At 38.8% G+C, this 21,043-nt stretch carries 17 protein-coding genes and 1 riboswitch; of the genes, 11 read left to right on the top strand and 6 right to left on the bottom strand.

Annotation, left to right across the window (positions count from 1 at the left end; genetic code table 11):
• Nucleotides 1-2: 2 nt before the first annotated feature.
• Nucleotides 3-1,274 (bottom strand): hypothetical protein, encoded by a 1,272-nt coding sequence (locus tag I6F42_RS02760; protein WP_197150796.1) that lies wholly within the window; start codon nt 1,272-1,274, stop codon nt 3-5.
• Between the two features lie 222 nt (nt 1,275-1,496).
• Between I6F42_RS02760 and nhaD the strand changes: the two genes are divergently transcribed.
• Both nhaD and lysC read left to right on the top strand, forming a co-directional pair.
• On the top strand, nt 1,497-2,744 hold the full coding sequence (nhaD, locus tag I6F42_RS02765; RefSeq protein WP_033028739.1) for a sodium:proton antiporter NhaD: 1,248 nt from the start codon (nt 1,497-1,499) through the stop codon (nt 2,742-2,744).
• A gap of 101 nt (nt 2,745-2,845) precedes the next feature.
• Nucleotides 2,846-3,018, top strand: a riboswitch (Lysine riboswitch).
• A 75-nt stretch (nt 3,019-3,093) separates the two neighbouring features.
• Entirely contained in the window at nt 3,094-4,497 is a 1,404-nt protein-coding gene (gene lysC / locus I6F42_RS02770; protein ID WP_024592661.1) for a lysine-sensitive aspartokinase 3, read from the top strand.
• Nucleotides 4,498-4,569: 72 nt separating this feature from the next.
• On the opposite strand, the gene I6F42_RS02775 is transcribed toward lysC, so the two are convergent.
• Nucleotides 4,570-5,328 (bottom strand): 4'-phosphopantetheinyl transferase superfamily protein, encoded by a 759-nt coding sequence (locus I6F42_RS02775; protein WP_197150798.1) that lies wholly within the window; start codon nt 5,326-5,328, stop codon nt 4,570-4,572.
• Nucleotides 5,329-5,469: 141 nt separating this feature from the next.
• On the opposite strand from I6F42_RS02775, the gene I6F42_RS02780 reads away from it, so the two are divergent.
• Complete coding sequence (locus I6F42_RS02780; RefSeq protein ID WP_101217588.1) at nt 5,470-6,792, top strand: sodium-dependent transporter; 1,323 nt, start codon at nt 5,470-5,472, stop codon at nt 6,790-6,792.
• A gap of 94 nt (nt 6,793-6,886) precedes the next feature.
• On the opposite strand, the gene I6F42_RS02785 is transcribed toward I6F42_RS02780, so the two are convergent.
• Nucleotides 6,887-7,867, bottom strand: a complete 981-nt coding sequence (locus I6F42_RS02785) for a 2-hydroxyacid dehydrogenase (protein WP_197150799.1) — start codon at nt 7,865-7,867, stop codon at nt 6,887-6,889.
• A 110-nt stretch (nt 7,868-7,977) separates the two neighbouring features.
• On the bottom strand, nt 7,978-8,538 hold the full coding sequence (locus I6F42_RS02790; protein ID WP_197150801.1) for a glutathione peroxidase: 561 nt from the start codon (nt 8,536-8,538) through the stop codon (nt 7,978-7,980).
• A gap of 121 nt (nt 8,539-8,659) precedes the next feature.
• Between I6F42_RS02790 and I6F42_RS02795 the strand changes: the two genes are divergently transcribed.
• The gene (locus I6F42_RS02795) at nt 8,660-9,541 is read left to right on the top strand and encodes an NAD(P)-dependent oxidoreductase (RefSeq protein ID WP_197150802.1); all 882 of its coding nucleotides are present in this window, start codon (nt 8,660-8,662) and stop codon (nt 9,539-9,541) included.
• A 260-nt stretch (nt 9,542-9,801) separates the two neighbouring features.
• Here the strand turns inward: I6F42_RS02795 and sbcB are convergent, their stop codons facing one another.
• Nucleotides 9,802-11,247 (bottom strand): exodeoxyribonuclease I, encoded by a 1,446-nt coding sequence (gene sbcB, locus I6F42_RS02800; protein ID WP_007581911.1) that lies wholly within the window; start codon nt 11,245-11,247, stop codon nt 9,802-9,804.
• Between the two features lie 259 nt (nt 11,248-11,506).
• Between sbcB and I6F42_RS02805 the strand changes: the two genes are divergently transcribed.
• The 4 genes from I6F42_RS02805 (at nt 11,507) to I6F42_RS02820 (ending at nt 16,541) form a co-directional block, all read left to right on the top strand.
• On the top strand, nt 11,507-13,351 hold the full coding sequence (locus tag I6F42_RS02805) for a hypothetical protein (RefSeq protein ID WP_010553485.1): 1,845 nt from the start codon (nt 11,507-11,509) through the stop codon (nt 13,349-13,351).
• A 71-nt stretch (nt 13,352-13,422) separates the two neighbouring features.
• On the top strand, nt 13,423-14,235 hold the full coding sequence (locus I6F42_RS02810) for an alpha/beta fold hydrolase (protein ID WP_010553486.1): 813 nt from the start codon (nt 13,423-13,425) through the stop codon (nt 14,233-14,235).
• A 348-nt stretch (nt 14,236-14,583) separates the two neighbouring features.
• Nucleotides 14,584-14,988: a hypothetical protein gene (locus tag I6F42_RS02815; RefSeq protein ID WP_002963246.1), complete on the top strand. Its 405-nt coding sequence runs from the start codon at nt 14,584-14,586 to the stop codon at nt 14,986-14,988.
• 302 nt (nt 14,989-15,290) lie between these two features.
• Nucleotides 15,291-16,541 carry a sodium:proton antiporter gene (locus I6F42_RS02820; protein WP_010553487.1) on the top strand — a complete coding sequence of 417 codons (1,251 nt, stop codon included), beginning with the start codon at nt 15,291-15,293 and terminating at the stop codon, nt 16,539-16,541.
• A gap of 76 nt (nt 16,542-16,617) precedes the next feature.
• Here the strand turns inward: I6F42_RS02820 and I6F42_RS02825 are convergent, their stop codons facing one another.
• A complete protein-coding gene (locus tag I6F42_RS02825) occupies nt 16,618-17,076 on the bottom strand; it encodes a hypothetical protein (protein WP_231616293.1) in 459 nt (152 codons plus the stop codon).
• A gap of 468 nt (nt 17,077-17,544) precedes the next feature.
• On the opposite strand from I6F42_RS02825, the gene I6F42_RS02830 reads away from it, so the two are divergent.
• From I6F42_RS02830 to I6F42_RS02840, 3 genes are all read left to right on the top strand, one after another.
• Nucleotides 17,545-17,952 (top strand): hypothetical protein, encoded by a 408-nt coding sequence (locus I6F42_RS02830; RefSeq protein ID WP_002963253.1) that lies wholly within the window; start codon nt 17,545-17,547, stop codon nt 17,950-17,952.
• Nucleotides 17,953-18,496: 544 nt separating this feature from the next.
• On the top strand, nt 18,497-19,795 hold the full coding sequence (locus I6F42_RS02835; protein ID WP_010553489.1) for a porin: 1,299 nt from the start codon (nt 18,497-18,499) through the stop codon (nt 19,793-19,795).
• 257 nt (nt 19,796-20,052) lie between these two features.
• On the top strand, nt 20,053-20,979 hold the full coding sequence (locus I6F42_RS02840) for a LysR substrate-binding domain-containing protein (protein WP_010553490.1): 927 nt from the start codon (nt 20,053-20,055) through the stop codon (nt 20,977-20,979).
• Nucleotides 20,980-21,043 lie beyond the last annotated feature (64 nt).

The following is a 21,043-nucleotide window of genomic DNA, read 5'->3' on the forward strand; positions in this document are numbered from 1 at the left end:
GTTTATTTACCTGCCTTTGAATCTGGCTGAGGCTCTGAATTAAATGGATATAAAGAAAAGTGCTGACCGGCAATTTTTACGCGGGCTTTTTCATCGCTTTGAATTATTTTAATATCGCTGTCGCTGACTAATTTTTGATACAAAAATAGCATTTCGTCGGCATCGAGATTTGGGTAGCTTTCGTCTAAAAATTGCAGCAAGGGCTGCGGCTTTTTGCGTTTTTTATTAAAGCGCTTAGCAAAGCTGGTTTTAACATCGTTGTAGTCAGGAATATTAGGCGTAACAAATGCAGGCACGTCTTGTTGATCTGGCAATTGGTATTCTTCGTGTTCAAATTCAACCAAGCTTGCCATGTAAGCCACAATATGGCGTTGCTGACCAAGCGAATATCGCTGTGCGTCGCTCACAAAGTGTGGCTGTACAGCACTTAGCATGTTGTCTACGCCATTTTTGCGCACAAGCCCAAGTACTTTGGCTGCTTGGCGAGTAATTAAGTTATTACGGCGTAACTCTTCGCGCAGCGGCATAAGCATGTCGGCACTTTTACGTAAGCTTTCTCGACCCACTAAATGCATTTCGAGTATACGGGTACGTAATTGCTCCAGCATGCGTTTGTCGGTATACGCTTTACCTGAGCGCTCAATGTGCAGTATTTGCTTACTTATTTGCTCTTCAATGAGGGTAAAACATGCATGAAATTCACCGCGAATATCAACCATTTCAAGCATTGGCTCTATGTATTCGTCAAACGCTTCTATTACCGCTTTATAACGCTTTTGCAGCGATTGCACCGCATTATTAGATTTAGCTTGTTCAACAATATTTAAAATTGCGTTTTCGTTGTGTGCGTATAGCTTCATTATTTTACGCACCCGATCATCCATAATGCGGCTGTAGCGGCGTAAATCGTCAAAGTCTTCTATTTCGCCAGCGTTATCTAGGCGGTTACCTAAACGAGCTAGGTCGTCGACTAATACGCTAATTTCTTGCGCTAAGCCTAAATGCTCTTCTTGCAGTAAAAAAGTAGCAAAATCGGCAATGGCACGATTTATTTCAAGCTGAGAAGATTTAGCCAGTGGAATTAAAATATCTTGGTTTAACAAACGATTTGTTTCTTTATAAATGCGTTCGTTTGACCACGTAGGCTGCTTTTGCTTAATCGCGTTTTGTACGTCTTTTAGGCTAAAGTCAGCCATTTTAAAACGTTTAAATAATAGCTCTAATACACCCCAATGTTCGGTTATAGTGTTTAGCAGCTTTTTAGCTGGGATCATAAGAGGTTACAACATCCTAGTATTTTATTATTGAGTTCTTTTAGAAGACTCATTATTACGTATTTTTAATTAACCTTGTCTGTATATAGTATTCGTTTTTAAGACCATTTAATAATAGTTTTTGCATAGAGGCAGTGCTAAAATTCGCGCCGAAAATAGGCACATGAAATGGAATGTTATTTGTGTGTTCTTTAAAACTATATCAAAGGTTGTTTAACTACCATGGTTTCCTCGATTATTCTAACCCTGATAGCGATTGCATTTTTACTGATCGTTATAGAAGATATAATCCACGTTAATAAAGCTAAAACCACGCTGTTTTTTGGTACGCTTTGCTGGATTCTTCTTTTTATATACCCTCTACACGGGCAAAGCCCCGATACGATTCAACATCTTTTAAATGAAAATATTTTAGAAATTGCCTCATTATGGCTATTTTTAATGGCTGCAATGACCTTTGTAGCGTATTTAAATTCAAAGGGGTTTATAGAAAATATTGTGCACCGTGTTATGCCAAAAAGTATTAGCGAAAAAAAGCTCATGTTTTTGGTGGGTGGTTTTGCATTTTTGTTTTCGTCGATTTCAGACAACGTAACAGCTACGCTTATATCGCTCGCGGTTGTTATGTCGTTAAAACTTGAACCTAAAAAGCTCATTAAATACGCCACGCTTATTGTGTTTGGGGTTAACTCAGGTGGGGTATCGCTAATAACAGGTGACGTAACCACACTGATGATATTTTTAGATGGCAAAGTAACCATTGCTCATTTATTACTCCTTATAGCGCCAGCACTTGCAAGCGTTATGCTGCTTGCTGCGTTACTGTCTATCGGTATGAAAGGGCGTGTTGAGTTTGCTAGTGCAGGTAAAACCCGTATTGAAAAAACCGACATAACCATTGCTGTTATATTTTTATCTACCGTAGTGAGCACACTTACGCTGAGTGTAATTTACAGCGTACCGCCTCTATTAACCTTTTTGTTTGGCTTATCGGTCATGTTTTTAGTGGCGCAATTTTTAATGCGTAAAAAAGACATAAACAAAGACATAATCGATTTTGTTCGCGATATAGAATACGACACATTATTGTTTTTTGTAGGCGTACTTTTACTTGTAGGCGCGCTTAAAGAAATTGGTATGCTAAGTAAATTCACCGATCTATACACGGTAATGGCACCAGAATACGCAAACTACTTAATGGGCATATTATCAGCAGGGGTCGATAACGTACCGCTTACTGCTGCTTTATTAAAAGCCGATATAGTAATGAGCCAACAGCACTGGTTGTCGTTTACGTATGCAACGGGCGTGGGCGGTTCAATGCTTATCATTGGGTCGGCTGCGGGTATTATTGCCATGAGTAAAGTTAAAGCGCTTACCTTTATGAGCTACTTGCGCTTATCGCTGCATTTATTAATTTGTTACACGGTTGGATATGCGGGCTCGTATTACATGGGCAGTTTTATTTAACTCATAAATTATTAAATGCTTGACAGCTAGACGTCTAAACGATAACTTTCAAAGCCCCGCTACTTAGTGGGGTTTTGTTTTATTAGCCACTGGTTAATAAAGCATTCAGAAGAGGTGCGATACTTAGGTACTTAATGTTAGGCGACGAAAGCCGATGATCATTAAGGAGGGAAGTACTCGCCGAGGAAAATAATGGTACGTCGTCATTGTTTTTCGGTTTATGGGGCTGAATCCTCAAAACTGTCACCAATATAGGTGGAGAGCTTCTGGCAGTGGACTTATCTTCAAGCATTCCTTTGCCAAGTTCTTCTTGTTTTATTGCGATTTGGATATCGCGAAAGGAGACTAAATGACTACCCAATCAGCGCCACAAACAGTGCCTCAAACAGAGTTAAGCGCAAAATCAGATTATATCGTTGCCAAATTTGGCGGAACAAGTGTTGCAAATTTTGAAGCGATGAGTCGCTGTAGCGAAATTATTGTTGCAGATGAAAGCGTACGTATTGTTGCCGTGAGCGCCAGTGCCGGCGTAACTAACCACTTAGTTGCACTGTGCAAACCAAGTATTACCTCAAGTGAGCGCCAAGAACACATAAATGGCGTGCTTGCTATTCAACACACTATTTTAGATGAGTTATCGCTAGATGCCGATTTAGCGGTTGGCTTTAACGAAACCCTAAAAGCATTTCAAACATTGGCTCAAGAGTCACTAACAACCGATCAGCAACACGACGAGCTACTTAGCTTTGGTGAGCGTTTGTCGTCGTATTTGTTTGCTCAGGTACTGCGTTTACAAGGTTTAAATGCCGATCGCTTTGATGTGCGCAAGGTGCTTAAAACCGACAGCCAATTTGGTAAAGCAACGCCCAATGTTGCAGCCACAGCGCAAGCTGCTAAAGAGCATTTAATTCCGTTATTAGACGCTCAAGTAATTGTAACTCAGGGATTTATTGGTAGTGACGAATATGGTCAAACCACAACGCTAGGACGTGGTGGTTCTGACTATAGCGCTGCATTACTAGCTGAAGCGATTAACGCTAAAAGTGTGCATATTTGGACCGACGTAGTGGGCATTTTTAGCACTGACCCGCGTTTGTGCGCAAAAGCGACGCCTATTGCACGCTTAAGTTTTGACGAAGCCGCTGAAATGGCAACCTTTGGCGCAAAAGTATTGCACCCAGCGACTATTTTACCAGCAAGCCGTAGCCACATTAACGTGTTTGTAGGTTCTAGCCGAGAGCCTGAGCGTGGCGGTACGTGGATTGAGCGTGAAAAATCGCAGCAACCAGGTATACGCGCAGTGACGCAACGTAAAAACCAAATATTGCTTACGCTTAAAAGCCCAGAAATGCTACTCGCAAGCGGCTTTTTAGCACGCGTATTTACACTATTAAGTGAATACAATATATCGGTAGATTTGGTAACCACATCAGAAATCAGTGTAGCTATAACGCTTGATAACGCGCAAAACGCCTCGCGCCCAGAGCTTGATCAAGAATGCCTAGATAAGCTTGCAGAGTTTTGCCATGTTTCGGTAGAAAACAACCTAACATTGGTGGCACTTATTGGCTCTGAGATTCAATTACGGCAACACGAAATGAACTTAATGAGTGTACTAAAAGACTTTAACATTCGATTAATTTGTCACGGTGCTAGTAAGCACAACCTGTGCTTTTTAGTAGAGCAAACTGAGTCAGATAACGTAGTACAGTCTATTCATAGCCGTTTATTAGAAAACGACTTTGCTGCGTAAGTAATCGTTATTCAAGAAAATCACCTAGTAAAGTTACCTAGTAAAATTAACTAGTAAAGTTACTTAACAAAATTACTTAACAAAGTCGGTTAATAAAAAGCATCGCCAGTCGATGCTTTTTTTATGCACCACGCTTACATCAAAACAAACATTGCTGTTACTACTATCAACTACAGTAACGTTATTACTGCTAGCACTCAGCTTTGCACTATGTAATTCGTCAAACACATTGGGGCTAAGTAATTTTGCAATAGGGCGGCTGGTGGCTTTAGCAAGTGACTCTTTTAATGTCCAAATTCTAAAAAACGTATCTGCTTGCGCTTGGGTATTAGTAGGCTCGGTAATAAGTGTAATTTCATCATTATGGTAAAAATGCTTAGCGAGCTTTTCAAACGGGCGCTTTAGGCTTACTTTTTCAATATCAAAACCAAACTCACTTTTATCAAAATTTAGCGCGACCCCAACTAAACCATGCGAATGCGAAATACAGGTATTTATAACATCATCACCCACGTGTATTTGCAGTTTTGAGCTTTCTTCGTCAAATTCTGTACTCATTTTATTAAGGGCTACGTGCGCATGTTGCGGCTGCGCTACTTTAATAAGGTGTTTTAGCAATAACCGCGTCGCTAAATACTCTTGCTTAGCTGGCGGGCTTTTACGGCGGTTTATAATAGTTAATTCAAATGGGCTTAAGCAATCGGGCAAATTAAAGTCACTAAGCTCAAGTGTTTTAGCATTAAATAATAAAATACTGTTACTCGCTAAAGACAAATTTGCCAATTGAGTTGAAGTAATACTCAAGGTGTTTTTAAAATAGTGTTCAGTCATAAAAGCCCTAAAGCAAAAGAAGTCGCTGATATTGTGAGCGGTTAGTGCCACTAATAAAGGCTGGGTACAATTTTATTACTCAGCTGGCATGAAATATGGTTTAATTCACAATAATCAAAATAATAACAGATTTGTAGATGTATGGCACAAGTGCGTGATGGGTTTCAAAGCCGACTTGGTTTTGTTTTAGCCGCTGCTGGCGCAGCAGTGGGTTTAGGTAATATTTGGGGTTTTCCTACGCAAGCGGCCAACCATGGTGGCGGTGCATTTTTACTGGTTTACTTTATTGTTATATTTTTACTTGCGCTTCCTGCGCTGTATACCGAACTATATTTAGGTCACAAAGCACAAGCTAACCCTGTAAAAGCATTGGGCGATGCATGGCAAAACACTAACCGTAAGGTTGGTGCTGCGGCAGGTTATATAGGCCTTGCGGGCGCAGTTGTTATGCTAAGTTTTTACTCAATAGTAGCAGGGTGGATGCTCTCGTACGCTATTGAACCTATAACAACCTTTTTTGGGTTTACAGGCGCAAGCGAGTTTTTACATAGCGACTCAGTGCTGCGTAATTTTGTATTTACGCCGCTTATGCTTATTTTAACTGCCAGTATTATTTTAAAAGGTGTTAAATCGGGAATCGAAACCTGGTCGCGCCGTTTAATGCCACTGCTACTCGTATTGCTTGTTGGTTTAATTGCCTACATTGCAACACTCGATGGCGCAAGCGAAGGCTTTGCCGCGTATTTAATTCCTGATTTTAGCCAAATACTCGACCCTAATTTAATTATTGCTGCAATGGGGCAAGCGTTCTTTTCGCTCTCGTTAGGTGTGGGCTGTATGATGATTTACGGCTCGTATTTACAGCCAGATGCTAATTTACCAAAGCTCACCGCAGGTGTTGCACTACTTGATACTGGCGTTGCTTTTTTAGCGGGGTTACTTATTATTCCTGCTATTTATGTGGCGCAGCACAACGGTGTTGAAGTATTTAGTGGCGGTAAACTGATTGGCGAAGGGCAGCTTATTTTTGCTATTTTACCTGAGCTATTTAGCACCATGGGCGAAATTGGCTTATTAGTTGGTTTATTGTTTTTTGTATTAATGTCTATCGCATCGGTTACGTCAACAATATCGACCACCGAAATTCCGGTAGCGTTTTTAGTCGAAAATCACAACGTTAGCCGCACCAAAGCAACATGGGCAGTAAGCGCCGTTGTACTTGTGTGTGCAAGCGCAATTATACTAAATTTTGATTGGTTATTTGGCTTAGTCATTATGCTATTTACCCAATACCAATTACCGCTTATGGGCTTGTTTTACTTTATTACGGTAGGTTGGATGTGGCAGCGTGGTAATAAATTACATCAAGCAACAACCGGCGTACATTACTGGTTTGCTCAGTATATTCGTTTTGTTTGCCCAATATTAATGACCTTGGTATTTGCAAACGTTGCCTTTGGTTAATTTTATCTAAGCCCTAAAATAAATTAATAAAGCGAAGTGAGTTTAAAACGCACTTCGCTTTTTTGTGCCTGTTATTTAGGTATAGCCAAGAACTTTATAAAACCTCATAAGTTAGAGGTCTACCTTCATTTACTTCAAGCGCGTTAAGTAGGGTTGTGTTTGCTATTTCGGTGAGTGCTTCTTGGGTAAAAAAGCCCTGATGGCCTGTTACTAAAACATTTTTAAAGCTCACTAAGCGCGAGAATATATCGTCTTGATTTATTTCGTCGCTGTGGTTTTTAAAAAACAGCTCCGACTCTTGCTCGTAAACGTCGAGCCCCAAGTAGCCTAATTTTTTAGTTTTAAGTGCATTAATGCACGCTTTGCTGTTAAGCAGTGCACCGCGAGAGGTGTTAATAAGCATAACGCCGGTTTTCATTTTACTAAATGCCTCATCATCTATTAAATGATGAGTTTGCTCCGTTAGGGGGCAATGCAAAGAAATCACATCGCTTTGGCTAAGTAAGGTGTCTATATCGGTAATTGTATAATTGCCAGGTTGTGCGTAGGGGTCGCACACTAATACTTTAGCGCCAAAGCCATTTAAAATGTTGCACAGCGCAAGGCCAATTTTACCGCAACCTACAATACCCACGGTTTTATTGTGCAAGTTAAAGCCTAGTAATCCGTTTAAATCAAAATTGTCTTCGCGTACGCGGTTATACGCTTTATGGGTTTTACGGCTAAGCGTTAGCATAAGTGCAATACAATGCTCGGCTACTGCTTCTGGGCTGTATGCTGGTACGCGTAATACTTTAATTTTATGTGCTTTTGCTGCAGGTAAATCAACATTATTAAATCCTGCACAACGTAGCAAAATAGTATTTATGCCTTGGCTTGCCAATTGTTCAATAACCGTGGCGTTTACAGTGTCGTTTACAAATACGCATATGGCATCAAACCCGCCTGCTAAAATAGCCGTTTGTTCACTCAGGGCTTGCTCAAAATACGTTATTTTTATATCACGGTGATCGCGTGTACTTTGTTCAAAAAAAGGCAGTTCGTACTTTTGTGTACTAAAAAAAGCAATGTTCATGGTAATAGCCTCGACGCTTAAGGAGTATTATTTATTACTAATACAATAAACTACTTTATAAACCTGTGCTTTAGTAACACGCATTTTATTGATTTAAATTAAGCCCTAATTTATGCCTTAGCCGACGTAAACAAAGGTATTTTTGACGATACTTTTTTACCAACTCTGGCAGCGCTTAACTTTGCGGCTTGCAGTAGGTTGCTTTCTATTACTTGTTTAAGTGTTTCAGGCTTAGTACGTGGTGCATAGCGTGCAACAAGTTGCCCTTGTGAGTTAATTAAAAACTTAGTGAAATTCCACTTAATTGCACGATTTTGCGAAATACCTCGCGTATGCGACTTTAAATAATTAAACAACGGATGTGTTTCTGGCCCGTTTACCATTACTTTACCAAATACCTCAAATGAGGTATTAAATTGATCTTGGTAAAAGTCTTTAATGGCTAAATTATCAAGTGGCTCATTTTGGCCAAACTGGTTACACGGAAACGCAAGTACAGTAAAACCATTGCTTTTGTATTGCTGATAGAGCTTTTCGAGCGCATTTAATTGCACCGAAAAATTACACTTACTCGCTGTATTAACAATAAGGACGGTTTTGCCCTGTAATTGGCTAAGAGAAAAATTTTCGCTGTTAAAAAGTGGTGCATTAAATTGATAAATACTATCCATAGGTTACCTACTTACCTTTCCCGCTAAGGAAATTTTATAAAGACTTTCATTCGCTTTTTTATCGACCGGTTGACATAATCGAGGTCTAGTTTCTAAGTTATCAGTTTAATAGGTCATTTTTATGTCAATGAAAGTCGCATTTATAGGTTTAGGCGTAATGGGTTACCCAATGGCGGGGCATTTAGCAAAAGCAGGGCACAGCGTATGCGTTTTTAACCGCACTCAAGCTAAAGCACAAGCGTGGACTGCAGAACATTCAGGAAGCTTTGCATCAACCCCGCGCGAAGCTGCCAGTAATGCCGACATCGTATTTATGTGTGTTGGTAACGATGACGATTTACGCTCAGTAGTGTATGGCGAAGATGGTGTGTTAGCGGGCATGTTACCGCACACTATTTTGGTTGATCACACAACAACCTCTGCCGAAGTAGCCCGCGAAGTGGCTGCAAAAGCGGCTCTGCAAAATATCGACTTTATAGATGCGCCTGTATCGGGCGGACAAGCTGGCGCCGAGAACGGCGTATTAACGGTTATGGCGGGTGGTAGTGAAGCTGTATTTGCTAAAGTGCAGCCAGTTATGGCGGCGTTTAGTCGTTTTAGCCAATTGTTAGGCGGCGTTGGCTCGGGACAACTTTGTAAAATGGTTAATCAAATTTGTATTGCTGGTGTAGTGCAGGGTTTAGCCGAAGGCTTACATTTTGCCAAGCAAGCTGGGCTTGATGGTGAAAAAGTTATAGAAACCATTTCTAAAGGTGCAGCCGGTTCGTGGCAAATGGAAAACCGCTACAAAACAATGTGGGCGGGTGAATATGAGTTTGGTTTTGCCGTAGATTGGATGCGTAAAGATTTAGGTATTGCACTCGATGAAGCTAAAAACAACGGTGCAACACTGCCAATGACCGCAACGGTCGATCAATACTACGCCGATGTACAAGCACTCGGCGGCGGCAGATACGACACCTCAAGTTTACTAGCACGCATTGAAGCACTGCATAAAAAGTAACGCTGTAGACGCGAAGCTTGCTTGCGTGACGGGCAAAGCCCGTAAAGTGACTTATTCACAAAGAGGTTATGAGGCGCTGCGCTTTTAGAGGCAGTGATAGATAAAAAAGATTGTTGTTTTATGTCTTCTCATTTACTTCTCATTCGCTTCTCTTTGTGAAATAGATTTTGCTTGTTTGAAGTGGCACAGATATTTATAAACAAAAAACGCGACGCTTTATTGCTAAAGCGTCGCGTTTTTAATGCGTTATACAAACAAAATTACATGCTTTGAGCGTAATTATACAGTGCCTTTAAAATTGTAAGATTTTTTTCGCTGTCGTCATGTTCATGCGCTAGGTTTTCAAGGGTAATCATAAAATCTTGTGCATTAATCGACGGTTGATCTTCTCCGTGCATTAACTTGTTTTGGCAATACTGGCGCCATTGATCAAGCTCTTGCTGGTTTAGCGTTTCAGGCCAGTTACGGGCGCGGTATCTAAACAACAAAGTATTAAACTTTTTATCTTCAAAGTCTAACTTCAACCCAGCCAATTCATCTGGTTTTGCATCACGAATAATCGCAAATTTAGCTTTATCGGCATGGCTTGTAAACCCATCGTAAAGTAAGTAGTCAACGTTAGTAGTTGCGCTGTAATCGCCTTGCTCGTTAAACACTTCGGTTACTTTATCGCGAAGGTCGGTATTGGCTTTTAAAATAGCTAAGTTAGCGAGGCATTGCTCGCGGTCAATTCCCAAACGGGCGGCATTTTCAGGCAATAACGTTTTAGCTGGGGCTAAAATAGGGCACTTGTTTAAATGCACTAGTTTTAAGCCAACAGGTAAATCGTCTTCGGCTAAATCTACACGTTTGGTGTATAAGCGTTTGCGTAACTCTTCTACGTTTAAATCAATGAGCACTTGCGGGTTTTGAGTTAAATCAAAACAAATAACCGCGTTTTTATTTACCGGATGAAAGCTCATTGGTGCAACCCAGCTTGTACAGCCTTGTGTTGCAGGTATGCGCGACGTGGTATGCACCAGCGGCGTCATGTTAAATACATCAACCAATTCAGCAAGGGCTTTTTTGCCACGCAAACCAAAAAAGAAGTTATACAGCTTTGGTTGTTTTTCTTTTATTAGCTTAGCCAGTGCAATAGTGGCGGTTACATCGCTTAGTGCATCGTGCGCTGCGGCGTGTTCAATACCATTGGCTACGGTTAAATGTTCTAGCTTAAAGCTTGGGCTGCCGTCTTCTTTTAACGGCCATTCAATGCCTTCAGGGCGCAGTGCGTAACAAGCACGTACTAAATCAATAATATCCCATCGGCTATTATTATTTTTGTATTCACGCTCGTATGGGTCGTAAAAGTTACGGTAAAAGCTGTAACGGCTTACTTCGTCATCAAACCGAATACTGTTATAACCGGCAACACAGGTGTTTGGCACGCTAAATTCGGCATGAATTTTTGCTATAAACTCAGCTTCAACTAAGCCTTTTTTCATCGCCACTTGTGGTGTAATACCCGTAATTAAACAGGCCTCAGGGTGAGGCAGGTAATCCGCTTGCGGCTTACAATATTCAATAAGTGGCTCGCCAATAATATTTAAATCAAGATCGGTACGAATACCCGCAAATTGGCTTGGCTTATCCTTTTGAGGGCTCGCTCCCCAAGTCTCGTAGTCGTGCCAATAGATTGTTGCTTGATTTTGCTCTTGATATGCCATGCTGAAAACCCTGAGTAGTTAACTTAAAAACGCCTAAATACGCGCCAAGTTACTAAAATAATGAATTATTTAGATTATGGCATATGGGCGAGGGAGTTTATAGGTTTGGGTGATAAATGATGTGTTAGTACACTTTTTTAATTTTGAGGGCAAGGACTTACCTAATGCTTAATTAAGTAGTTCCAAAGTGGGCTTTATTGCTGCGAATAAAATTAACTGTTACATTTGTAATCATATTATACGAAAGGACTCTGTAAAAATGAAACTCAATCAAGTTTTATCAATTGTTAACCAAGTCGAAAAATCTAAATTCATTTCGTGTCTCGACCGCCTTTGTTCTGATGCTGCGAAAAATAATAAAAAACTAGCTAAAACAATAGACAATATTGACGGTCAAATTAAAAACGCATCTGGTAGCGAAATTACCCAATTATTCCATACGGTCAGAGATTTTTTTAAATGCTCTGTAAAAGATCAAATATTAATGAGTACAGCACAACTCAACTTGCTAGTTAATATTTTGAGTCGTGATGGGAATGGAGTTGCTCGAATTAGCTGGATTGAATCGCTTTATGAGAAAGAGTGGGCTGAATTATCAAGGCTTTCTAAAGAGCTTAAAGAGTATATTCAACAAAATTCGGCTGAAAGCATTTTAGAAAGAAATCGCGCCTTGAAAATTTATCATTCGTGCATGAAAGAAGCATACTTTAATGATGAAAAGAACAATCGCGATGCTAAAGTAACTGACGATGAGCGCAGCATTCTGAATGTGCTTGCAGATGAGTTGAATTTAACAACAGATGAATGCGCTGCTGTAGAGCATTTAGTCGATGTTATTCCTAAAAATGGAGTGTTGGATGCTTTAAATAGCCTGAGGGATATGGGGTTATTGTTTATAAGTAAAAAGCGCCAAGAAGTGTTCATTCCAGATGAAATAGTAACTTTACTTAATGAAATTCAAGGGAAAGATTTAGCTGATAAATATATATTAAGAATCCTTAGAACTCTTACAGACGCTGAGCTTTCAAATGCACTCAAAGCGCATGGGCGTAAAATAAGAGGCGTAAGCCGAACTGATAAGATTCAAACAATTATTCATTCAGGACTTAGCGCAGCTAAATTATTATCAGACGATATTCACAATGTTGAAGATAATCAAAATCAACGTAAAGAACGCTTAAAACAGTTAATACAAGACTTAGAAATTGACACAGAAAAACTTGGTACTACTTTAGATGAACGTATTGGTTTAATACTGTCATCGCTATCAGGTGCAACAGAAAAGGAGTTTGATTCCCTCAGTGCTAGTGGATTTAAGCAGCTTCTAAAAACATTAGAAGAACATTTCCCAACAATGCAGGTAGTGCTTAAAGAAGCATTTGAGCTTGAAGCTAATCAAATAATAGATACTGAACAATTACGTGCCTTAAGTATTACACCTCACGATATTCTATATTTACTTTCAAATGATGAAGTAAGGGAAGTTAGAGATAGTATGGGGCTATCTAAACGAGGTAATGCGCGTTTTGCTATTTTAGAAAGCTTTGCTAACGCGACTGATAAACTAATTGAAAATTACGACGCACTAGCGCGCCGCGATATTAATACTCTTAGAGAAGCTGGTGCAGATGTAACAGAAGCTGATATTGGTGTTAAGTTTGAAGAAGTCACAAAAGCAATTTTTGAACTACTAGAGCTTAATATCGACGAGGACCTTCGTAAAGACTTAAATACCGCTAAAGATAAAGCAGATATCGTAATTTCACTCAGTGATAACGATATAATTATAGGTGAAGCAAAAACATGTAAAAATGGAGATTTTGCCAAATATTCAACAACATCGCGCCAAGTAAAAGCCTATGTAACTCGTGCAGAAAACCAGGGTAAGCGCGTTGCACAAGTGTTGATCATCGCCCCCAGCTTTTCAGATGATTTCATTGAGTCCGCCGAAATGGATACTGAAGTAAATATCTCATTGTTAGAAGCGCATGGTCTTAAGTTAATACTTGATGCTTACAAATCTAAACGTAATCCAAGTTTCGCTCCTAAGTTACTTACTAAAGGTGGTTTGTTAAAAGCAGAGTTAATAGCCAAGAATATTTAAGGCAGACACTAAAGGCATGTACTAACTTTAAAAATTAGTTAATTTAATAAAAGAAAGATCTACCTAATACAATGAGATTAAAATTAAAAGTAACATTCCTTTGCTCATTCCTTATATCTACTAGTGCTTTAGCTGGACTGGCTAAAGTTCAAGTAAATGGCTTTGTCCTTGAATACGAGCTAGCTGGTAAAGGTAAACATACTATTTTTCTTGAAGCGGGCGGCTCTGCTGGTTTAAGTGATTGGGACCCGGTTTTTGAATCACTTACCAAACACGGTAAAGTTATACGGTATTCTCGTATTGGTAATGGTGGTTCTACGCAAATAAAGAAAAACTATAGCTCAGAAGAATATGCAGCGGAGGTTGAGTTATTACTCAAAACACTGAAAATAGATGAGCCTGTTGTATATATTGCGCATTCTTATGGTGCTTATATTGCACGTGTATTTGCTGCAACATACCCTAATCAGATTAAAGCGTTGATGTTAATTGAGCCTGCATCAGAGCACGATGTAGATATTATGCGCGCGATTGATTTGCCACGCGCTGAAAAAGAAATTGCAGCAATAAAGCTCGACGATATGAAAAATGGAATGTCGAATCAGTATTTAGATTTTTGGGCAAAACGCCCGCTACCAGATTATCCACAAATTGCTGATATACCCGTGACAGTAATTGCCTCAGTTAAAAAGTATAAAAAGTCATCTGTATTATTTTTTACCGACAAAGCGCGGGAAATGTGGGGCGACTTACATTCAAAGTGGGCTAATGCATTTCCTCAAGGTGAAATAGTTATAACAGATAAAAGCTATCACTACCCGCAAAAAGATGAGCCAGAAATGGTTGTAGCCCAAGTAGTTAAGTTGCTTGAACGTACTAAATAAGGTGTTGGTTCGGTTGCTGATTGTATAAATACCAATTGCCGTAAATTAGTAATTTGGCATTAGACTAAAGTCTATAGGTTAGATTTATTCACTTATTAGGTTTGTTTTAATCGTTTGTCGGTTTTGTGTTAATTCTCTAAAGTTTAGTTGTCGGCAACAAGTACGACTAACTAATACCAATTTTATTAAAACATGATCATTTTAGCGAATTAAATAACTCACTAACGGCGTTAAAAATTACTTATATAGAACGACTATATTTCATAATTTTTGCCTTGTTATTAAGCTATTTTCTTGACGCTAAAAAAGCTCACTAATTTAAACAATTGGCATAACAGGACTACGACCATGAAAACACTTATCAAAACTATCGCTCTTAGCTCACTACTTACATGTTCAGCTGCTGCAATGGCTGAGCAAAGTGATTACAAATTAATGGTTATTGAAACTGCAACAGCGCCACAGCCACTTGAGCAATCATTTAATAGCTGCGCACTGAATGTTAAGTCAAAAAATTACGCTGAGGCTGAAGCAATTTGTACTAAAGCAATTGCGCTTTTAAAAGACGCAGATGGCCCTAAATTTAAAGTACGCCAACTTACATCGTTTGCATTAAGTAACCGTGGTGTTGCACGTTTAAAAGCGAATAACGACACTGCTGGCCTTGCTGATTTATACGAAGCAAACCAAATGTCTACAAGTACAATGGTATCGCACAACTTAACTCGCGCTAAAGAAGAGCTTTCTTTATAAACACTTTATAAACACTTTATAAACACTTTATAAAGTGCTTACCAAAAGCATGTTATAAAATAGCGAGAGTAAAAAAACCCATGTTAGGTTAATTCCTAACATGGGTTTTTTGTTTTATTTAACGCGTGAGTTAATACTTTAAATACGTTAATAGAGTAGGGTGTGTATTTATAATTAATATTTTGGGTATGCTTGTTTAGGCTACGCGAATATAATGCGAGATAATCGTATAAAAAATAATAACCCTTCTGCTTTGCTTGTTTTGAGCAAGGTATCATTAAATAAATATTGAGATTTAAACCATGGCACCAGGAACCAGCCTAAGCGTACTTGAAATAAGTGCGATATTTTTATCAATTACCGCGTTACTCACCTATGTAAACCATCGCTTTATTGGCTTGCCAACAACCATTGGCGTTATGGTTATTTCGATGCTTTTATCTATCGGCGCTATATTTTTGGGCTTTTTAGGGTTTGATGATCTTATAGATTACGAAGTGAGCTTGCTCGATCAGTTAGATTTTACTGAAGTTTTGCTTGATGGCATGCTCTCTATGCTGCTTTTTGCTGGGGCGCTGCATGTAAATGTTAGCGATTTAAGGCGCTATAAATTGCCAATAGGTATTTTGGCCTGTGTTGGTACGTTGTTATCTACGGTTATTATTGCAGGCGCGCTTTATTTAGTACTTCCTTTGCTTGGTTTTGATTTAGCGTTTATTTGGTGTTTACTGTTTGGCGCATTAATTTCGCCAACCGATCCGATTGCGGTAATGGGTATTTTACAATCTGCGGGTGCGCCTAAAAGTATTGAAACCGTGATTGCGGGTGAATCGTTGTTTAACGATGGTATAGGCGTGGTTATTTTTGTGCTTTTATTGGGTGTTTTATCAAGTGGTGATATTCCTACAACCTATTATGTAGCGCACACGCTGGCGGTTGAAGCCGGTGGCGGTATTGTTTTTGGTTTGGTATTAGGTGGTATTTTATATTACTTACTTAAAAGTATTGATAGTTACCAAGAAGAAGTACTACTTACTTTAGCGGGCGTTATTGGTGGTTATGCACTTGCAAGCCATTGGCATTTGTCGGGCCCTCTTGCAATGGTAATGATGGGGTTAATGGTGGGCAATCATGGTCGTAGTATGGCTATGAGCGACAAAACACGCCATTACGTTGATTTATTTTGGGAGCTGATTGACGAAATTTTAAATGCCATTTTATTTGTACTCATAGGGCTTGAAGTCGTCATGATTGCATTTTCGAGTAATTTATTTATTGCTGGTGGCTTAACTATTTTTATAGCGTTAATGGCACGTTTAATTGTTGTGGGTATAACAACCACTACATTTAATAAGCAATTAGAGTTGCCATCTGGCGCGTGGAAAGTTTTAACCTGGGGTGGCTTGCGTGGTGGTATTTCGGTTGCACTGGTATTGCAACTACCTGATGGGAACGAGCGCGATATTTTATTGGCTCTCACTTATGCGGTTGTGGTGTTTTCTATTTTAATTCAGGGTTTGAGTATTGGTAAAGTAGCCAAAGCTATCCGTTAAATATAATTTTTTAAAAAGCGTGTGAAATAGCTGTATTTCACACGCTTTTTATTTTTCTTATAAAACAAAAGGGCAATTAAAACGTAAAGCTGAGCTGCACACCGCTGTAAATATGTTCTTGTGCTTCCCAGTAGTCGCCATCTATTTGGCGTGCTCGGGTAAATACTTCTATTTTAAATGGCTTAAAGTGATAACCCGCACCTATACCTGCGTAGCCGTCTATGTCGTTGTTCGATTTTTCTATTTGGTAGGTGTTATCGCCTCTATCGTTTTTAAAGGCGAGTTCGAACAGATCTAAGCCAAGCTCGGCGTATATAAAAAAGTCATTAAAATAACCAAGCTTCATGCCATTGTCCCACGTTATAAATTCTTCTTGCTCGCCTTGTTTATTATCGATTACTGCCGCGCCAATTGCGCTTGTAAAAACAACACCAAAGTTACTGTAATTTTGTTTGACCATCATTTCTACACCCGCAGATGTAATGCTGCTATCGCCATTAAATTCTGATTTTATAAACATACCGGTGTTAGGCATGTCATTACCGAGCAAAAGCCTTGCGTTAACATTTTGGCTAAATGATAAAAGCGTGCTTAATAAAACAAAAAGAGGAAGTATGTGTTTCAAAAAAGTTAACCCATTAATGATGAAAAGTTACCAGGTCTGTAATTATAAATACATGACTTAGTATTGCATGTAATTAAATGTATAAATTTGTTTGATTGTTATTCAGCTATGCCAAAGCAAGGTGTTTAAAATAAAACCAACTAAAAAAAAGCATAAATAATTATATACATTTTAAAACGTAAAGTAGCGATTTTAGGCACGATTTTTGGTTCGTAAGTTATTTAAATATATAGAAAAAATTCAAGCGTATTAGACTAAGGTCTATAAGTTAATTTTCTTCACTTATTAGGTTTGTTTTAATCGTTTGTCGGAGTTGTGTTAATTCTCTAAAGTTCAGTTGTCGGCAACAAGTACGACTTAACTTACAGGAAATTAATCATGAAATTTACACTTATCAAAACTATCGCTCTTAGCTCACTATTAACATGTTCAGCTGCTGCAATGGCTGATCAAAGTGATTACAAATTAATGGTTATTGAAACTGCAACAGCGCCACAGCCACTTGAGCAATCATTTAATAGCTGCGCACTGAATGTTAAGTCAAAAAACTACGCTGAGGCTGAAGCAATTTGTACTAAAGCAATCGCACTTTTAAAAGACGCAGATGGCCCTAAATTTAAAGTACGCCAACTTACGTCATTCGCATTAAGCAACCGTGGTGTTGCACGTTTAAAAGCGCATAACGACACTGCTGCACTTGCTGATTTATACGAAGCATCAAAATTGTCTAACAGCTCAATGGTATCGCACAACTTAACTCGCGCTAAAGAAGAATTATCTCTATAAGGTCTTTTATAAAGTGCTTACTAAAGCATAATATAAAATAGCGAGAGTAAAAAAGCCGATGTTGGATTAAACCCCAACATCGGCTTTTTCGTGTTTATAGCATTGATAAAATGCATTACATACATCATCACAATATAAAAGTAACACTCCTCATATAACGCCCAGCATCCCTTGTGTTTTAAATCTGTGCACTTATAGCCTCGCTTAGAATTAATTGATGATTAATTCTCATGGTGACCTATCAAAAAAGTAGTTTGTTTGTTGCTGAAATGTTAAGCAGAATTTGAGAGCTAATTTTAATAAATAATAAATGTGGTTAATAATTATTAGTCATATTTAATATACCGAAAAACATCTGTTTTTATTAGCATTATTGCTTTTACGCGGTTGGTTTTAACGTGTGATTAGGCTTACTTTTTAATGGAATTATTGTTTTTTTTGTAATTGTATTATTGCCTGTTTACGTGAATACAAAGCTAAAAGTAATAAAAAACGAGTAATGCTACACATAATAAAACATCAACACGGCACACAAGGACACACAATGAGAGCTTTTAAACTATCGGCTTTAGCCGTTGCTATGGGGGTTGTTACCTGTAGTGCTAATGCAAGCGATGATCTAGACACAGTTAAACAGCAATTAAGCGAATTACAGCAACAGGTTGAAAATTTACAGCTTAAGCTTGCAAACGCCAATAAAAATGAAATAAATGCCATAAAACGCAATACTGAAAAACTATCAAATAGTGGCGAAGCGCAAGATGTTGTAGCTGAGCAAAAAGCAGGAGGAATAAAAGTAGGTGGGGCTGTTCGTACTAACTACAGTTATACGTCGTACGAGGATGGCAGTAAAAACAGAGGTGGGGATTTTGATTTTGATATTTTTAGGATAAATTTTACAGGCGATGTAGGTGGTGTAAAACTAAATGCCGAGATCCGTTTTTTTGATTATATGACCGCAGTTAAATATGCTTATGCAGCATATGATTTTGCTGACATTTGGCAAGTACAAGCCGGTATTACAAAGGTACCATTTGGTAATTGGCCTTATAATTCGCACAGCTATTTTTTTAGTACTAATTACTACATTGGGCTCGAGGATGACCACGATTTAGGGGTGATATTTAAACGTAAAATAGCAGATAATTGGCAGCTTGATTTAGGCTTTTTTAAAAATGATGAGCTAGGTGGCATAGATGGCTATGTTGATAACCGTAGTGATCGTTATTCATATGATGTAGTGGGTTTTAGGGGCGCACAGGAGGGGACATACGCAGAGCTTGATAATCCACTTGCTGAATATAATACATTTTCCGCGCGTTATGGCTATCATATTGAACACGATAAAGGGAAGACTGAGGTTGGCTTTTCTGCTTTAAGTGGTGGATTACATGATGGTGTAGACAGAGCGGGTGATTATTATGCGTGGGCAGTGCATGTGAATAGTAATTTAGGGCCGTGGAATTTACAGTTTCAACATGGCGAATACAATTACGATATAGAAAACGCAAACACCATGGCTGTAGGTGCGTACTCGTTTTATGACAGTATTGCTGCTGAGGCCACTACAACCAATGCAAATATTGCTTACAACTTACCTGTAAAATGGGGGCCTGTAACCGCTTTGCAGTTTTATAATGATTACGGAGTAATTTACGATAAATCTGATAGCAGTGCAGATACTTGGATGAACGTAACAGGGTTTTCAGTTGCTGCCGGTGGATTGTTCACCTATTTTGACTTAGTACACGCTAAAAACCAGCCGTTTGTTGGTGGCTCAATTGCTGGTGACAGCGATGAAACTGAGCGCCGTTTTAATATTAATATTGGTTATTATTTTTAAAAAAGAAGAGCATAAGCTTTGCTTGAAATAAGTTTATGCTCTTATATTACTTTTTATAATCGGTTACAGTGAATTAGTCTATTTGAGATGATAGGTTGCTGGCAATCGACTTGGTAGAAAAACTCAAGCGAACAATGAGTTGACCACAACAATTACCTGCAAATTACTCACCTTAATTTATACCTTATAAACGTGTATGTATTCTCAAATTGGTTGGTCAGTCGTTTCTATTGAGTAGAGACAAAGTAGGAAGCTATATGAAAATTAATCCGTTACCGCCGTTAAATAGTTTAGTGGCATTTGAAGCGTCTGCACGACATTCAAGCTTCACTATTGCTGCAAAAGAGTTAAATGTGACGCAAGGGGCAATTAGCCGTCAAATTCGACAATTAGAAGAGTACTTAGGTAAGGCTATTTTTATTAGAGCAAGCCGAAGTATTCATTTAACACCAACGGGGCTTCAATATTATCAGGCAATCAGCCGCTCTTTAGTTGATATTGCAGATATAACTGGGCAAGTTAAAAAATGGCAAGGTGATAAAAAAATAACTGTAGCAACAACAAATGCCATGGCTTCGTTATGGTTGTTACCTAAAGTCGCCGAGTTTCAAAATTTACACGATGATATTGATTTGCGTATTTTAGCCTCCGATAACGAGGTTGATTTAAACCGCTTGGAGTGTGATCTCGCTTTATTTTACTGCAGAACCCAACCTGCCAATATGAATATAACAACGTTGTTTTGCGAAGAAGTTTTTCCGGTGTGTAGCCCTTCTTATTTAGAAAAAATAGGCAGTCCAACTAAACCGGAAGATATTTTTACTAAAACAATTTTACACCTAGATGAAACACAAATGGGCTGGGTTAACTGGGAAGAGTGGTTTGCGGGTGTTGGGCTTGAGCAACTTGAGCCAAGAAACCGTATAAATATTAATAACTACCCAATGCTTTTACAAGCTTCAATTAACGGTCAAGGCATTGCATTAGCGTGGGGGTCACTAGTTGATGAATACTTACAAAGTGGAGTATTGATCCGGCCAACAGAACATGTACTTACTACAGGTTCTAAGTTTTCTATGATAGAACCTAATAATCGTGGTCGTATGCCAACAAGCGTTAAGCACTTTAGAGAATGGTTGTTACAACAAATTCCAGATGAGGTAGGTGAACGAGGACTCGTTTAATTACCCTCTGTTGTAAGGTTAGAATTTGGCGTTTAGATTCTGATATTTAATAGTATGAATGCGC

Origin of the sequence: Pseudoalteromonas sp. SWYJZ12, from assembly GCF_015864395.1 — a bacterium.
GTDB lineage: Bacteria > Pseudomonadota > Gammaproteobacteria > Enterobacterales > Alteromonadaceae > Pseudoalteromonas > Pseudoalteromonas arctica.

Bases quoted from the DNA above. Each gene is read 5' to 3' on its own strand.
- I6F42_RS02760 (WP_197150796.1), bottom strand. From the start codon at position 1,274: ATGATCCCAGCTAAAAAGCTGCTAAACACTATAACCGAACATTGGGGT.
- nhaD (WP_033028739.1), top strand. From the start codon at position 1,497: ATGGTTTCCTCGATTATTCTAACCCTGATAGCGATTGCATTTTTACTG.
- lysC (WP_024592661.1), top strand. From the start codon at position 3,094: ATGACTACCCAATCAGCGCCACAAACAGTGCCTCAAACAGAGTTAAGC.
- I6F42_RS02775 (WP_197150798.1), bottom strand. From the start codon at position 5,328: ATGACTGAACACTATTTTAAAAACACCTTGAGTATTACTTCAACTCAA.
- I6F42_RS02780 (WP_101217588.1), top strand. From the start codon at position 5,470: ATGGCACAAGTGCGTGATGGGTTTCAAAGCCGACTTGGTTTTGTTTTA.
- I6F42_RS02785 (WP_197150799.1), bottom strand. From the start codon at position 7,867: ATGAACATTGCTTTTTTTAGTACACAAAAGTACGAACTGCCTTTTTTT.
- I6F42_RS02790 (WP_197150801.1), bottom strand. From the start codon at position 8,538: ATGGATAGTATTTATCAATTTAATGCACCACTTTTTAACAGCGAAAAT.
- I6F42_RS02795 (WP_197150802.1), top strand. From the start codon at position 8,660: ATGTCAATGAAAGTCGCATTTATAGGTTTAGGCGTAATGGGTTACCCA.
- sbcB (WP_007581911.1), bottom strand. From the start codon at position 11,247: ATGGCATATCAAGAGCAAAATCAAGCAACAATCTATTGGCACGACTAC.
- I6F42_RS02805 (WP_010553485.1), top strand. From the start codon at position 11,507: ATGAAACTCAATCAAGTTTTATCAATTGTTAACCAAGTCGAAAAATCT.
- I6F42_RS02810 (WP_010553486.1), top strand. From the start codon at position 13,423: ATGAGATTAAAATTAAAAGTAACATTCCTTTGCTCATTCCTTATATCT.
- I6F42_RS02815 (WP_002963246.1), top strand. From the start codon at position 14,584: ATGAAAACACTTATCAAAACTATCGCTCTTAGCTCACTACTTACATGT.
- I6F42_RS02820 (WP_010553487.1), top strand. From the start codon at position 15,291: ATGGCACCAGGAACCAGCCTAAGCGTACTTGAAATAAGTGCGATATTT.
- I6F42_RS02825 (WP_231616293.1), bottom strand. From the start codon at position 17,076: ATGCCTAACACCGGTATGTTTATAAAATCAGAATTTAATGGCGATAGC.
- I6F42_RS02830 (WP_002963253.1), top strand. From the start codon at position 17,545: ATGAAATTTACACTTATCAAAACTATCGCTCTTAGCTCACTATTAACA.
- I6F42_RS02835 (WP_010553489.1), top strand. From the start codon at position 18,497: ATGAGAGCTTTTAAACTATCGGCTTTAGCCGTTGCTATGGGGGTTGTT.
- I6F42_RS02840 (WP_010553490.1), top strand. From the start codon at position 20,053: ATGAAAATTAATCCGTTACCGCCGTTAAATAGTTTAGTGGCATTTGAA.